The sequence below is a fragment of the Paenarthrobacter sp. NPDC057981 genome (assembly GCF_042886835.1).
Lineage (GTDB): Bacteria > Actinomycetota > Actinomycetes > Actinomycetales > Micrococcaceae > Arthrobacter.
This window is the reverse complement of the sequence record NZ_JBHVQI010000003.1, coordinates 262,130-276,540: the sequence shown is the minus strand read 5'-3', so window position 1 is coordinate 276,540 and position 14,411 is coordinate 262,130. Positions and strand designations below refer to the sequence as shown.

The window sequence follows — 14,411 nt, the reverse complement described above, 5'->3', positions numbered from 1 at the left end:
ATGAAACTCAAAACCCTAGGACACGCCCACAACCCGGCGCGTCCGGTCAGCTCCGAAATCAAAGTAGGTGGTGGCCGCACGCCCTTCGGACGCAAAGCGGGCCCCTGCCGTGACCGTGGCAGGGGCCCGCTGGATTTTGGAGCGGTCCTCCCGCGGAGCTTAGGGCATCGGCGGGAGGACCACGCTTTTACACGAACGGGAGGACGAGCTCCGCGTAGCGCTGCTTCATGGTTTCCAGGACAGAGTCGCCGTCCGCGTCCCAGATGTCCTGGTTGAAGATTTCGACCTCGATGTCGCCCGTGTATCCGGCGTCCCTGACCCAGGTGCCGATGGTGGCGAAGTCGATGACGCCGTCGCCCATCATGCCGCGCGAGAGCAGCGCGTCGGCGGCGATCGGCAGGTTGAAGTCGCATACCTGATAGGAAGCGAGGCGTTTTTCGCGTCCGGCGCGATCAATCTGCGCCTTCAGTTCCGGATCCCACCAGACATGGAAGGTGTCGACGGCGACGCCCACTGCCTTCGCGTCGTACGGCGCGGCGAGATCCAGGGCCTGGCCCAGGGTGGAGATCAACGCCCGGTCAGCTGCATACATCGGGTGCAGCGGCTCAAGGACCAGGCGAACGCCGTTCTCCGAGGCGAACGGGACCAGTTCCTCGAGGCGATCGGCTACACGCTGGCGGGCAGCGACGACGTCCCTCTCTCCGGGAGCGAGGCCGCCGACCACCAGGAACAATTCCTGCGTGTCCAGGGCCACCGCTTCACGGACGGCCTCGAAGTTGTCGGCCAGCGCGGCGGCCTGTCCCTCGGCGTCGGCCGCGGTCAGGAACCCGCCACGGCACAAGGACGAGACACGAAGACCGGCGTCCTTGATCAGCTTGGCGGCCTTGTCCAGGCCGGCTTCGGCCACCCGGTCACGCCACGGTCCAATCGCCGGAATGCCTGCCCGGGCGCAACCATCCACGGCCTCGGCGAGGGTCCACTTCTTGGTGGTGGCGCTGTTCAGGGAAAGCCTGGAGAAGTCGCTCATGCGCCCACCCCGTTGATGCGCAGGTAATCGGACATGCGGAACGCGGCCAAGGAAGGGTCCCTCAACAGGCCGGCTTGGTCTGCGAGTTCAAAGGTCTTTGCCAGGTGCAGGACTGAACGGCCCGAATGCAGGCCGCCCACCATCTGGAAGCCGGACTGTTTGCCGTTGAGCCAGGACAGGAAGGCGATGCCCGTCTTGTAGTAGAAGGTCGGGGCACTGAAGATGTGCTTGCCCAGCTCGCGGGTGGAGTCCAGGATGGCACGCGCCTCGGCGGGGTTGCCGGCGTCGTACTTTTGCAGGGCGACCGAAGCGGCAGGGTAGATGGCCGCGAAGATGCCCAGCAGCGCGTCCGAGTGGTGGGTCTCGTCGCCGTCGATCAGTTCCGGGTAGTTGAAGTCGTCGCCGGTGTACAGGCGGACCCCTTCGGGGAGGTTCACGCGAAGGGCGACCTCGTGCGAGGCGTCCAGGAGCGAAACCTTGACGCCGTCAACCTTGTCCGAATGTTCGCGGATCAAGCTGAGGAAGGTCTCGGTGGCGACGGAAACATCGTCCGAGCCCCAGTAGCCAGCCAGTGCGGGGTCGAACATGGTGCCCAGCCAGTGCAGGATGACTGGCTGGTCCACTTCCTGCAGGAGCGTGGAGTAGACGTGCAGATAGTCGTCGGCGCCATTCGCAACTTTGGCCAGTGCGCGGGACGCCATGAGGATGACCTTGGGACCGGCTTCGCTGACGACGGCGATCTGCTCGCGGTACGCATCAATCACCGCTTGGACGCCGGCTGCGCCGTCGGGAAGCGATGCGATGTCCAGCTGGTCCGTGCCCGCGCCGCAGGAAACGAGGTCGCGGACGGACTTGCCCGCCGTCGCCGCGTTGCTCCCGGCCACCACGGAGGCGGCTTCTGCGCCGGTGCGCTTGATGAGCTGCTGGGTCGCTGCCCAGTCAAGGCCCATGCCGCGCTGAGCGGTGTCCATGGCGTCGGCGACACCCAGGCCGTAGGACCAGAGCTCGTGGCGGTAGGCCAGGGTGGCATCCCAGTCGAGCTGCGCCGGGGCGCCGGGGGTGTTGTCCGCAGCGACCTCGGGGATGACGTGGGCCGCTGCGTAGGCGCGGCGGGCCGTCAGGGGAGCGGTCGGCTTGGCCCACGAGGTAGCCGGCTGGAGGCGGTACTCGCGTGTACCGCCGTCGTCTGTAGGAAGAATCAGTGACGTCATTAGAGGGTGATCTCCGGGATGTCGATGGTGCGGCGCGCTGCCGAGGACTGCAGGCCGAGCTCCGCCAGCTGAACGCCGCGGGCTGCGGAGAGCAGGCCGAATCGGTGCTCGCGCCCGGCGACGACGTCGCGCAGGAATTCTTCCCACTGCAGCTTGAAGCCGTTGTCCAGTTCAGCGTTGGCGGGGACTTCCTGCCACTGGCTGCGGAAGGATTCGGTGACGGGCAGGTCCGGGTTCCAGACAGGCTTGGGGGTGTGGGCGCGCTGCTGCGCAACGCACTTGTTCAAACCGGCGACGGCGGAACCGTGCGTGCCGTCGATCTGGAACTCAACCAGTTCATCGCGGTAGACGCGGACGGCCCAGGAGGAGTTGATCTGGCCGACGACCTCGTCACCGCCCGGCGTTTCGAGTTCGAAGATGCCGTAGGAAGCGTCGTCGGCAGTGGCCTTGTATTCTTTGCCGGCTTCGTCCCAACGTGCCGGGATGTGCGTAGCGGTCTTGGCGTTGACGCTCTTGACCTTGCCGATGATGCCTTCAACGACGTAATTCCAGTGGCAGAACATGTCGGTGGTCATTCCGCCGCCGTCTTCCTTGCGGTAGTTCCAGGAGGGTCGCTGTGCGGCCTGTACGTCGCCTTCGAAGACCCAGTAGCCGAACTCGCCGCGGATGGAGAGGATGCGGCCGAAGAAGCCCTCGTCCACCAGTCTGCGAAGCTTGACCAGGCCGGGGAGGTAGAGCTTGTCGTGGACGACGCCTGCGGTCACGCCGGCTTCCTTGCCGATCTGTGCAAGCTCGATGGCCTCTTCCAAGGTCTCTGCGGTGGGCTTTTCGGTGAAGATGTGCTTGCCGGCGCGCATGGCCTTCTTCAACGTTGCTGCGCGGAGGCTGGTCATGGAGGCATCGAAAACGATGTCTACGGTGGGGTCGTTGATGACTGCGTCCAGGTCCGTGGTCCATTCGGAGACCTTGTGAAGCTCCGCCAGTTCGCGGATCTTGGCTTCGTTGCGGCCAACCAGGATTGGTTCGACCTGGACCTTGGTGCCGTCCTCCAGCGTGAAGCCGCCGGCGTCGCGAATGGGGAGGATGGACCGCAGCAGATGCTGACGGTAACCCATCCGGCCGGTGATGCCGTTCATGGCGATGCGGATCGTCTTTGTTTCGAAGCCCATGTTTTCTCCAGTGCCTGATGTGCCGGTCGCTGTGCGGAAGCCGGTGCTTGTTTGGTCTTGTCTTGGGAGTGCGCCCATCTTGGAAAGCGCATTCCCGCTGAGATTGATGATGCACTACACCCTGCACTCTTGGCAAGCGCTTTCCCGAATTGGGTAAGGAACTGCCATAATTTCTTTAGCGTCAGCCCCGGCGCTTGAAGAAGAGGAGTCTCCCCTTTGGCCGCCAGCACACTGAGTGAAGTTGCCCGTCTTGCCGGAGTCTCCCTGGCCACGGCCTCCCGGGTCCTGAATGGCTCGTCCCGGAAGCCCGCCGAAGACATTGCGGAGCGCGTACGGGAGGCCGCCGACAAGCTGGGCTACGTTCCCAACGCCCAAGCCCAGGCCCTCGCGAAATCCAGCTCGGGGCTCATTGGACTGGTGGTCCACGACATCGCCGACCCCTACTTCTCAGCCATTGCGCGCGGCGTCCAGGAGGCTGCCCGCCAGCAGAACCGCATGGTGCTGCTGGCCAGCACCTCCGGAGCTCCCGCAGATGAGAAGGAAGCCGTAGCTGCCTTCGCCGCCCGCCGCGCCGACTCCATCGTGATCGCCGGGTCCCGTTCGGCACGGGAAGAAGACCAGCAGGGCAACGCGGAACTGGCTGCTGAGTTGGATCGATATTGCCGCAACGGGGGACAGGTGGGCGTTGTAGGCCACCCCGTCGTGGGAGCTGCCGCTTCGGAGGGCTACCACGTGGTGAAGGTTCCCAATGAGGAGCTTGCCGCCGAACTCGCCGAGCAACTTTCGGCCCACCATGACGGCGGATTCGTGATCATCGCCGGTCCGGAGGGGCTGCTCACCTCAGACGACCGCGTCCGCGGCTTCCAGCGTGGCTTGTCCGACGCCGGCCGCCCGGCTGCCGAAGTCATCCGCGCCGGGTTCAATCGTGCCGGAGGTTTCGAGGCGGGCCAGGCGCTGGCGAAGCGCATCAAGTCCTCGAAAGAACGGCTCTGCATCTTCGCCGTCAACGATGTCATGGCCATCGGGGTCGCGGCTGCCCTCCGGCCGGAGGGTGTGTGGATTCCCCGCGATGCCACTGTTGCCGGCTTTGATGACATCGAAACCCTCCGTGACTTCCGTCCCGCCCTGTCCACGGTTCACTTGCCCTTGGAAGACATTGGGCGCCTCGCAGCCGGCGATCAGGACACTCCTCCGGTCAGCGGATCTGTGCAGCTGCGCCGTAGCACCGAGCTTTAAGGCCTGCTAGTGCCGGAATCGCCGGAAACCTGCCATTTCACCCCAAGCTTCCATACGAAGCCGCAACGTTGCAGCGAACTGGATGCCGCGTCCTCGCAGCCCTGCCCTAGTCCTCGCCCAGCGTGAGCGCGTGCAGGAAGACGGCGTCGCTGAGCACGTTCTCCGGCAGGTCGTCCTGGACGAACTCCAGCATGATGTCCAGGTCCTTGCCGTTGCCGCGCAGGACATCGGCGACCGTTTGCCAGAGACCGGCCCGGTTCCGCAGTGGAAATCGCTCGCCCGCCGGTCCCCAGGAGAAGCAGTGGACGCCCACGACGTGCGGGAGAACCTCGTGCAGCGAGTCCAGCGCCTGCTGGTCTGAAAGCCCGACGGCGGGCTGCCAGTAGGTGCCGACGTTCGGGTGGTTGACGCGGTTCAGTAGTTGGAGCGTCGTAACGGGGGAGTCTGTGAGGGTGTTGCCGTGATACTCGAAGGCGACGGCGATCCCGCGTCCTGCGGCGAGGTCTGCGATCCGCTGGCTGTCTTTCACCACTGACTCCCACGCGTCCGGGCTGGCCTCCGCGGAGCCCAGCCCGCCGGCCCATACGCGGATCCTCGGCGCTCCCAATGCCGCCGCCAGATCCAGCGGACGGTCGAAATCTCCGAACGTCCCGCAGCGGTAGTACGAACCGAGCGACAAGACCGTCAGTCCGGCGGACTCCGTGGCCACCTTGGCTTGGGCAGCTGACCCGATATCACTGACGTGCACATCCGTACCCCACTCAATTCCTGCCAGGCCTGCCTCAGCCGAAATCCTGACCACATCCTCGATTCCATGGGATCGGAGCGTGACGGAGCAGATTCCAGGGGTCAAGTCAGCAAGCGAAGGGTGTTCGGTCATGCGCCCACAATACCGGGAATGCGCTTACCCGGGGAATGTGTCGCATGCGGGCCGAGTATCCAGCCACTAATTCGACTTGCTCAGCGTCCGGCCCATGATGGCCTGGGTCAATGCATCAATGACCTCCGCATTGGCCAGCGGATTGCGGATCAGGGTGAAGTCGACGTCGCCCACTGGCGGCAGGCCGAACCGCTGGGTGATCACCTTCAAGTCCTCCGGAACGAGTGAGGCGGGCATGACGGCAACCCCAATGCCGGCCCGCACTGCCGCCAGGACACCGCTGATCTGCTTGGTGCTGCAGGTGATCCGCCAGGTGCGTCCGGCGGCTTCCAAGGCGTCAATGGCGAGCTTTCTGCTGAGGCTCGGGGCGGGGTAGGCGATCAGCGGGACAGGAGCGCCGGGTTCCAGGACTGTCTGCTCAACACCCACCCACGCGAAGTTGTCATGCCGGACCACGGTTCCCTCCTTGGCCCCGGCCACCCATTTGACGAACACCAGATCCAGCTGGCCCGCGTTGAGCCGTTTGTAGAGTTGGTCGCTTTGGCTGACTGTGAGTTCAAGGTTGATCTGCGGGTACAACTGCCGGAATTCGCGAAGGATCCGGGGCAGGCCCGTGATGGCGAGGTCGTCGGCTGTGCCGAAACGGAGGCGCCCGCGCATGGCCGATCCCGAAAAGTAGCGTGCAGCCGAATCGTGGGCCGCCAGAATGCTGCGGGCGAAACCGGCCATGGCGTCCCCGTTGTCGGTGAGCCTGACCTCGCGCGTATCGCGGGCAACGAGGACCCGCTTGGCGGCTGCTTCCAACTTCCGGACGTGCTGGCTCACTGTCGGCTGGGCGAGTCCAAGCCGTTCGGCGGCCTTGGTGAAACTCAGCGTTTCCGCAACGGCGAGGAAGGAGCGGAGCTGGACAGGTTCGAACACGGAACTCCTCAAAGCGCAGGTCAGCGCAGGGCACGGGTGCTGCGCAGGGGACGGTAGCCCATTGCATTCCGCAATGCTAGTTATAGGCGCAATACGCTTCCACAATTGCTGCTGGCAACCATAGCGTTAAACGCATCCCACCGAAACTCCCATCCGAGGACTACTTTTGGCACCCCCACCGCCTTCAGCGGCACACGTCAGCCAGCCCGTCATCGATTCCCTGTCCGCTGGTCCCCTGCCGGAGACAAAGCAGCCGGACACCGTCACCCAGCCACTCGCCGTCGTGAGTGAAAAGCTGCCCTGGCGGCACACCTTCATTTCCTTGAAGGTGCCCAACTTCAGGATCTTCGCGATGGGCCACTTCATCGCGGTAATCGCCATCTGGATGCAGCGCATCGCCCAGGACTGGATGGTGCTCCAACTCTCCGGTTCCGTCACCGCCGTCGGAATTACCGTGGCGCTGCAGTTCATGCCGTCACTGTTCCTTGGACCCTGGGGCGGCATGATTGCCGACCGCTTCGCCAAACGGAAGATCCTCATCATCTGCCAGTCGGCGGCAGCGGTGCTGGCGGCCGTCCTTGCGGCGCTGTCCCTCACCCACACCGTGCAGGTCTGGCATGTCTACGTCATCGCGTTGGTTCTGGGCTTCGTCACGGTCCTTGACCAGCCCGCCCGGCAGGTGTTCGTCAACGAACTCGTCGGACCCAAGTACCTGCGCAACGCCATCAGCGTCAACTCCACCACGTTCCAGCTCGGCGGGCTCATCGGCCCCGCCCTCGCCGGCTGGTTGCTGACCGCCGTCGGTGCGGGCTGGGCTTTCGCTGGGAACGCCGTGGCCTGCTGCTCCACCGTGACCATGCTGATGCTGTTGCGTAAGGACCAGCTGCATCTCAGCCAGCCGACGCCCCGGAAGAAGGGCATGCTGCGCGAGGGCCTCAACTACGCGCTCAGCAAGCCCACTATCTACTGGCCGTGGCTGATGGCCGGATTCGTGGCTGTTTTCGCCATGAGCCTGCCGGTCCTGCTGGCCGCTTTCGCGGACCACGTGTACGACGCCGGCGCCGGAGGCTACGGACTGCTGAACGCCATGGTTGCGCTCGGTGCACTGGCAGGCGCCATCGCCTCCACCCGCCGCAGGCAGCTGCGGCTGCGCTCGGTGGTGCTCTCCGCCGGTCTGTACGGACTGATGCTCTGCCTGGCGTCGGTGATGCCGTCCATGGTGTTGTTCAGCGCGACCATGGTCCTCTCCGGTTTCTGGTGCCTGATGTTCCTCACCGCCGCCAACCAGATGGTCCAAACCAGTTCCAACATGAGCATCCGCGGCCGGGTCATGAGCCTTTACCTGGTGGTGCTCATTGGCGGGCAGGCCATCGGCGGCCCGATGATGGGCTGGCTTGCCGAGCCCCTTGGTCCGCACGTGGCCATCCTTGTGGCAGGCGGGGTGCCGGCCATTGCTGCGGCGGTAGTCGCCGTCGTCCTTGCCCGGAAGTCCTCGCTGCACATCAAGGTTGACCTGCGGGACCGGCGCCGGGTCCTTCGGATCGTGCAGGAGCCGCAGACGGCCTGATCACCGCCTTGGTGGGAACACGCCGTCGAGTCTCCAAGCATGGAACCAAAAGAACCCCGGATCCAATGGATCCGGGGTTCGCTGTGAGCGGGCGACGGGAATCGAACCCGCGTATCGAGCTTGGGAAGCTAGCGCTCTACCATTGAGCTACGCCCGCACTGCCGGTGGAAATCCACCGGGCGAGTCCTAGCTTAGCGCAGTTGTGGGACTCCTCCTGACAAGAGCTCCCGGCCGGGCCCAACGTACGCGGCGGGTCCCTACGTGAACAGTTTCATGCCGTTCCAGCCGATGCCCACCTGCCGTTGTGCGCCCCATACGCCACTGCCCAATCCGTAGTCCACCAAGTACCCGTCGACTGTTTGAGCGGTGATGCTGCGCGTTCCCGGGCCCGACAAGCCGAAGCTTGGGACAATGGCTTTCATCGTTCCCCACCCGGATCCGATACTGCTTGGCAGTCCCCTGAAACCGCCGATGCCGTTGCCCGGGTAGCTGAGCAGGACTCCGGAGGTGGTGGTGGCGAGGATGTCGTTGGCGCCGTCCGCGTCCCAATCGGCCATGGTGAGGCCCATGCCGGCCCAACCGGTCCCGATGTCAACCCGGTACGTCAGCGCCCTGCCGGACGTGTTGGGGTAGTAGCGCAGACCGCCGTCAGGGAAGTAGCCCACGACGCCCGGGTATCCCTGGTTGCTGGACCACTTGCCGACTGTGATGGTCATGGCGTCCCAGTCGCCGGTGCCCACGATGATCTGCGTGGAGAATGAGCCGCCGGGCCAGCCTTTGAAGAGGCCAAGGGTCCCGTTGCTCCACTGCGCCAGGAGATCGTAGACTCCGTCCGAATCCCAATCGACCACGAACGCCTGCTTCAACCCTGTCCAGTTGGAACCGATCTGCACCGGCGCCCCGTAGCCGCCGCTGGCCAGTGCCGGGTAGCGGAGCAGCCGTCCGGCTCCGTCCGCGGCGACGAGGTCCGCCCCGGAAGTGATGCTCGAATAGATGGCGGGGTTGCCGGCAAAGTACTGCTCCAGAGTGGCAAAGCCCCGGCGCTTCATGTCGGTTGCCAGGTCGACGCCCACATAGCGCAGGTGCCACGGCTCGTAGCTGTACCCCGTGATGTTCGTGTAGCCGTTGGGGTAGCGGATGATGAAGCCATATTTGTACGCATTCGCCGCCACCCAGATACCCGCGGCGGTGTCGCCAAAGCAAGTGCTGAGCCCGCAGGATCCGTTGGCGTTGCCGACGTCCACCGCCAACCCTGTTTGGTGCTCGCTGTAGCCGGGCCGGGCCGAGATCAGGTCTGCTTGCGCCTGGCCATACAGGCTGACGTAGGAGGCATACACCTGTTGCTGCTGCGCGTAGGAACGGTAGCCGCTCACCACTGCCAGCCCGCCTGTCCCTGCATCGGCGGCGCCTTGGAACAGCCCGTTCAGCCAGGCCGCCGCCTGGGCCCGCAGATATTGGCCCGAACCACGGGCGTTCACCAGGTCACCTGGTGCGTAGGTCACCGGGTTCAGTGGTCGGGACTTGTTCACCAGAACAGACTGGGTGGCGGGATCGCCCACGGGGTCGAGCGCCGGAAGGGGATTGGCCAGCGACGGCACCAGCGCATTCACGACGGCGGCAGGTACTTTGGCGGGGCTGGCTGCGGTGGCTGAGGCGATCTGTGCTGCGGTTGCGGGGCCGGCTGTTGCGGGGGCCGCGGCAGCGAGGGCGCCGACCATCACGGTGGCGAGGAAGGCAGCGCAAGCGGCCAACCGGCGTCGGGCATTCCTTGGTGTTCCTGGTCGATCCTGAACCGGCATGTCGCCCCCCACTCGGTTTTTGTCCAGCGGCAGGACTCTACCCGGGAGGGCGGCGCGTGTCAGCAGTGTGCACCAAAAAAGACATCAGGTAACCATTCGGTCAAGGCTCGGTGGTCGTGTGTCGCGGTCGGCACTGCGCTGACTATTCTGAAGGTGTTAGCTGCAGCGTATGGGGAACCCGGCTACGACATTTGAACCGTAGGCCGAAAGTGGGTTTTCCGTGGCATTCGCAGCCAATGAAGTGGTGATCAGTCGGGACGCCATGACCGTTTACGGTTTCCTCATGGACGGGATGAACAACTCCCTCTGGCGCTCGGACGTCCGCAGCATAGCGCTTCGGTCCGGCATCCGCGGCCAGAAAGGTGCGTCATACCAGCAGACGGTGGCAGGACCCGGTGGTCGTCCCATCGCGGCGGACTTCACCATCACCGAGGCCCGGCCCGGAGCAGAAGTCCGGTACGCCGTCGTCGCCGGACCCGCCCGGCCTACAGGCGGGTACTACCTCAGCACCGAAGGCGCCACCACCCGGCTGCGCTTCGCTCTGGAGTACCACCCCAAAGGGCTGCGGAAGCTCATGAACGGGATGATCCAGAAGGCCTTGGAAGTGGAAGTAGGGCAGCTGGAACGGCTGAAGTCCGCGATCGAGGCCAGCTCCTAGCTGGCGAACCGCAGGCCGCCCCAGCCGGTGCCGATAGTGACGGGGGTGGTGAGGCGTCCCGAACTGAGGTCCCAGTACTCCACCTGCCCGTTGCGGTCCAGGCCGGCCACACCCACGGAGTCAGGCCCCGTGAGGCCGCTCAGCGCCCTCAACCCGATGTAATCCGTCCACGCGCTACCTACCACCGGCCGCGATTCCTGCTTGGGCGTGCCCAAGCCGCTGCCGCGGTACAGCCGCAGTGTCCCGTTCGGCTCGGTTGTCAGCAGGTCCTCGAAGCCATCGGCGTTGTAGTCCACCATGGTCACGCGGACGGAGGTGTTGCCAGTTCCGATCGCTGCCTGGCTGCGAATGTAGCTCAACCCGGTGTTTTTATACAGATACAGGTTGCCGCCCTGGTCCATCGCGACGATCTGCGGCAGCCTGTTGTTGGCGCACCACGTCCCTACGGAAATGTTCAGGGTGCCCCACCCCTGGCCCAACACCACAGGATCCTTGAACCCGCCGCTCTGAAGGCCGGGGTAGACCAGCAACGCACCGTCAAGGCGTTGATACAGAAGGTCGAAGACGCCGTCGCGGTCCCAGTCCGTCACAAAGAGATCCTTGAGGCCCACGAATCCGCCGCCAATCCGTTTGCCCGGACCAAACCTGCCGTTGCCCCACGACGGATACGCCACCACTGAACCGTCTCCTGCGATGGACACGAGATCGCCGGCGCTGCTGATGGAGGCCGCACTCAAGTCGACGGTCGGTGGTTGATGCTTGGAACCGGGCTCGCAGACTGCCACAGGATCAGTGGGCGGAGTCACGGTTCCGCCGGGGCTGGTGGTGGTCCCTGCCGGCAGCGTCGTGTAGCCGAAGAAATTGACCACACCCCAAAGGGTGTAGCGGTTGGGGGTCGTCTGCCAGTTGCCGTCCGTGTAGGTGATGCCAATGCCCATGACATTGAACCGGGGATCCCGCAACAAAGCATCGTGCCCCGGTGAACCCTTCCACCACTCCACAAGTTGCGCGGCGTCGCGGTCCCAGCGGACAGCAATGACTTCGCCTGCGCCGTTGTTCGGGTTCATCGCGCGGGGATCGGTCCAGAAGTTGGGCCGGTGCTGGATCACTTCGCGCGTTGCAATGTTGTTGGACCACTCCTGGGCCAGGCTTGCCACCGTCGCGTGGTACTTCACCGGTGCCAGGCCCAACGATGCCCGGTAACTGTTGATCGCGTTGAACACCGTCAGGATCGCGGCGCTGTTGTTATCCGGAAGGAGCGCCAGGGCCCCGTTCTCGAGCTGAGGATCGTGGTTCGGGGCCTTGCCGGGGAAAGGTGTGGGGGAGTCGGTGGCGGGGGCCGGGGTGGATGGCTCGTTACCCGGGGTGCTTACCGGCGACGGCGTCTGGCTGGGTGACGGTGATTGGCTTGCTTCCGTTGCTGTTGGGGTTGGTTCCGGGTTGGCCTCGGCTGTTCGCGTCGGCTCGGCTGTTTGCGTTGCGGTTTGCGTAGGCGCCGGGCCCGCGGCCTCCGCTGTCGGCGTCGAGCCGGAGGAAACACTACCGGCGCTCTGCTGGGGAGTGGGTTGAGCCTCTGTCGGCTGGGGAGGGGTGGGCGTAGCGGCCGGAGTGGGATCCGACGGATTATCCGGTCCCCACGATGGCCCGATGTTCGGCACAGGCGGAGGCGTCTCAAACACCGGATCTACTGCGACCGGACCGCTTTCGCGCACCGAAGGTGTCTGCGCGGGCGACTCTGTTGTGGGCATAGGACCGTCAGTCCCACCCCTGGCAGGGTCCACCGCAGAAGGTGAGGGAGCCGCCGTCGGGCTTTCTTCCGGAACCGCCAGTCCGGACGGGACGCTGGACGACGGAGTGGCGCTTGCACCAGGTGCCGCCTCGGTCGCCGGCAGGATCTGGCTGGACGCGGCCATGCAAAGTGCCAGTGCGCCAGCCAGCACAATAGCGGCAGGCGCTGCCAGTTTGTTCACAATTACCCCGCGGTTGCTCGTTGCCCCCAGGTACGGGCGCGGCTTTACATGTCCGGGAACTATAGTCCCATGGGGCGGCCCGGACAATGCATGGGGTATTTGGCCTATGGGGTATTTTTGATGACGTGCTGATCTCTGACCGCGACATACGTGCCGAAATCGACTCCCAACGGATTGTTCTTGAGCCGTACGATCCCGCGATGGTGCAGCCGTCTTCCGTGGATGTGCGTATCGACCGGTTCTTCCGGCTCTTCGACAACCACAAATACGCCCACATCGACCCGGCAGAAGAGCAGCCCGAGCTGACCCGCCTGGTGGAAGTGGAAGGCGACGAGCCTTTCATCCTGCACCCCGGAGAGTTTGTGCTCGGCTCCACGTATGAAACCGTGAGCCTGCCCGATGACATCGCCGCCCGACTTGAGGGCAAGTCTTCGTTGGGTCGCTTGGGGCTGCTGACGCACTCGACCGCTGGCTTCATCGATCCCGGTTTCTCCGGACACGTCACGCTTGAGCTCTCCAACGTGGCTACGCTGCCCATCAAGCTGTGGCCGGGCATGAAGATTGGCCAGCTGTGCTTCTTCCGCCTGACCTCCGCTGCTGAGCACCCCTACGGTTCCGGCGAATACGGGAACCGCTACCAGGGCCAGCGCGGGCCCACCGCGAGCCGCAGCCACCTGAACTTCCACCGGACGTCCATCTAGCTTTTTGCGCCGAGGGGTGGCCCCTTTCGGTTTAGACGTAGACCCTCACCGAAGGTTCAAAGGGGAGGCGTTACGCCGGAGCGCGGTCCGGGGTCCGCGGCGGGGCTTTGGGGGTTCTTCGGAGGGCCTTGACCACGGGCTCCACGAAACGGGCCGCCAACGGGCCAAGGATGGCCATGATGAGGACGTAGGCCGTTGCCAGCGCCGCGAGCTCGTGCGGAACAGTTCCGGAAGCGACCGCCAGACCGGCGATGACAATGGAGAACTCACCGCGGGCAATCAGCGCGGCCCCCGCGCGGAACCGACCGGGCTTGGCGATTCCGGCCCGCTTGGCGGCCCAGATTCCGGTAAGCATCTTGGTGGCAGCAGTGAGCAATGCCAACAGAAGGGCCCAGCCAAGGACAGGCGGAATCGACGTGGGGTCGGTGTTGAGTCCGAAAGCCACAAAGAAGATTGCCGCGAACAAGTCCCGCAGGGGTTCCAGGATCCGCGTGGCGGTGTGGGCGGTGGCGCCGGAGATGGCGATGCCCAACATGAACGCTCCCACAGCGGCGGAGACCTGAAGGGCGGAGGCGATTCCTGCCACCAGCAAGGCAAGGCCCAACACGTTGAGCAGGAAGACTTCGGAGTTCTCGCTATGGATGGCTTGCGAGACCCGCTGGCCGTACTTGAGGGCGATCACCAGGACCACTGTGACAACGGCCAGGGCGATGCCTACCGTCTGCAGCCCGCCCAGGAACCCTACGCCGGCAAGGATTGCCGTGAGGATGGGCAAGTAGATAGCCATGGCCAGGTCTTCGAACACCAGGATGGACAGCACTACCGGTGTTTCCCGGTTGCCGATCCGGCCAAGGTCGGTGATGACCTTGGCAGCGATGCCCGATGAGGAGATATAGGTAACGCCGCCCATGACGATCGCGCCGACCAGCCCCCAACCCAGCAGCACGGCCAATCCCGCGCCTGGCAGGAAGTTCAGGACGAAGTCGACAACGCCGGCCTGCCACGAGCGGCGAAGCCCCGTGACCAGCTCGGACGCCGTATATTCCAATCCGAGCATAAGCAGAAGGAGAATGACGCCGATCTCGCCGGAGAGGTGCGCGAACTCGTGCATGCCGTCAAGCTTGACGAAACCGCCGGCACCGAATGCCAACCCACCCACAAGGTAGAGGGGAATGGGCGACATGCCGATTCGGCCCGCTAATCGAGCCAGGAGGCCGAGGCAGAATACGACGGCCCCCAGTTCAACGAGGGCTAATGCGAGCGGATCCATTC

The 14,411-nt window shown here is 64.7% G+C and carries 12 protein-coding genes and 1 tRNA gene; 4 read left to right on the top strand and 9 right to left on the bottom strand.

Annotated features, from left to right (window positions below; translation table 11 throughout):
- Positions 1-187: 187 nt before the first annotated feature.
- Genes ACFVSI_RS06030 through ACFVSI_RS06020 form a run of 3 tightly spaced genes read right to left on the bottom strand, consistent with a single transcriptional unit; the run spans position 188 to position 3,407 of the window.
- Positions 188-1,027, bottom strand: coding sequence for a sugar phosphate isomerase/epimerase family protein (locus ACFVSI_RS06030; RefSeq protein ID WP_387820753.1), 840 nt, complete (start codon positions 1,025-1,027; stop codon positions 188-190).
- The gene (locus ACFVSI_RS06025) at positions 1,024-2,238 is read right to left on the bottom strand and encodes a dihydrodipicolinate synthase family protein (RefSeq protein WP_387820751.1); all 1,215 of its coding nucleotides are present in this window, start codon (positions 2,236-2,238) and stop codon (positions 1,024-1,026) included. Before ACFVSI_RS06025 ends, ACFVSI_RS06030 begins: the two co-directional genes overlap by 4 nt.
- Entirely contained in the window at positions 2,238-3,407 is a 1,170-nt protein-coding gene (locus tag ACFVSI_RS06020) for a Gfo/Idh/MocA family protein (RefSeq protein WP_387820748.1), read from the bottom strand. The genes ACFVSI_RS06025 and ACFVSI_RS06020 overlap by 1 nt, the downstream gene beginning before the upstream one ends.
- A 216-nt stretch (positions 3,408-3,623) precedes the next feature.
- On the opposite strand from ACFVSI_RS06020, the gene ACFVSI_RS06015 reads away from it, so the two are divergent.
- Entirely contained in the window at positions 3,624-4,643 is a 1,020-nt protein-coding gene (locus ACFVSI_RS06015; protein WP_387820745.1) for a LacI family DNA-binding transcriptional regulator, read from the top strand.
- A gap of 106 nt (positions 4,644-4,749) precedes the next feature.
- On the opposite strand, the gene ACFVSI_RS06010 is transcribed toward ACFVSI_RS06015, so the two are convergent.
- The gene (locus ACFVSI_RS06010) at positions 4,750-5,523 is read right to left on the bottom strand and encodes a sugar phosphate isomerase/epimerase family protein (protein ID WP_387820742.1); all 774 of its coding nucleotides are present in this window, start codon (positions 5,521-5,523) and stop codon (positions 4,750-4,752) included.
- A gap of 66 nt (positions 5,524-5,589) precedes the next feature.
- Positions 5,590-6,444, bottom strand: coding sequence for a LysR substrate-binding domain-containing protein (locus tag ACFVSI_RS06005; RefSeq protein WP_144660919.1), 855 nt, complete (start codon positions 6,442-6,444; stop codon positions 5,590-5,592).
- A gap of 166 nt (positions 6,445-6,610) precedes the next feature.
- Between ACFVSI_RS06005 and ACFVSI_RS06000 the strand changes: the two genes are divergently transcribed.
- Complete coding sequence (locus tag ACFVSI_RS06000) at positions 6,611-8,011, top strand: MFS transporter (RefSeq protein ID WP_387820739.1); 1,401 nt, start codon at positions 6,611-6,613, stop codon at positions 8,009-8,011.
- Positions 8,012-8,097: 86 nt separating this feature from the next.
- Here the strand turns inward: ACFVSI_RS06000 and ACFVSI_RS05995 are convergent.
- A tRNA-Gly gene (locus tag ACFVSI_RS05995) sits at positions 8,098-8,168 on the bottom strand.
- Positions 8,169-8,268: 100 nt separating this feature from the next.
- The gene (locus tag ACFVSI_RS05990; RefSeq protein ID WP_387820736.1) at positions 8,269-9,810 is read right to left on the bottom strand and encodes a D-alanyl-D-alanine carboxypeptidase family protein; all 1,542 of its coding nucleotides are present in this window, start codon (positions 9,808-9,810) and stop codon (positions 8,269-8,271) included.
- A 220-nt stretch (positions 9,811-10,030) separates the two neighbouring features.
- On the opposite strand from ACFVSI_RS05990, the gene ACFVSI_RS05985 reads away from it, so the two are divergent.
- On the top strand, positions 10,031-10,468 hold the full coding sequence (locus ACFVSI_RS05985) for a hypothetical protein (protein ID WP_387820733.1): 438 nt from the start codon (positions 10,031-10,033) through the stop codon (positions 10,466-10,468).
- On the opposite strand, the gene ACFVSI_RS05980 is transcribed toward ACFVSI_RS05985, so the two are convergent.
- Positions 10,465-12,438 carry a CAP domain-containing protein gene (locus ACFVSI_RS05980; RefSeq protein ID WP_387820730.1) on the bottom strand — a complete coding sequence of 658 codons (1,974 nt, stop codon included), beginning with the start codon at positions 12,436-12,438 and terminating at the stop codon, positions 10,465-10,467. The two genes, ACFVSI_RS05985 and ACFVSI_RS05980, sit on opposite strands and share 4 nt — an antisense overlap.
- Before the next feature lie 125 nt (positions 12,439-12,563).
- Here ACFVSI_RS05980 and dcd point away from each other — a divergent pair, with 125 nt between their 5' ends.
- A complete protein-coding gene (gene dcd / locus ACFVSI_RS05975) occupies positions 12,564-13,139 on the top strand; it encodes a dCTP deaminase (protein ID WP_021474048.1) in 576 nt (191 codons plus the stop codon).
- Between the two features lie 70 nt (positions 13,140-13,209).
- Here dcd and ACFVSI_RS05970 read toward each other — a convergent pair whose 3' ends face one another.
- Positions 13,210-14,409, bottom strand: a complete 1,200-nt coding sequence (locus ACFVSI_RS05970; RefSeq protein ID WP_387820727.1) for a cation:proton antiporter — start codon at positions 14,407-14,409, stop codon at positions 13,210-13,212.
- Positions 14,410-14,411: the final 2 nt, after the last annotated feature.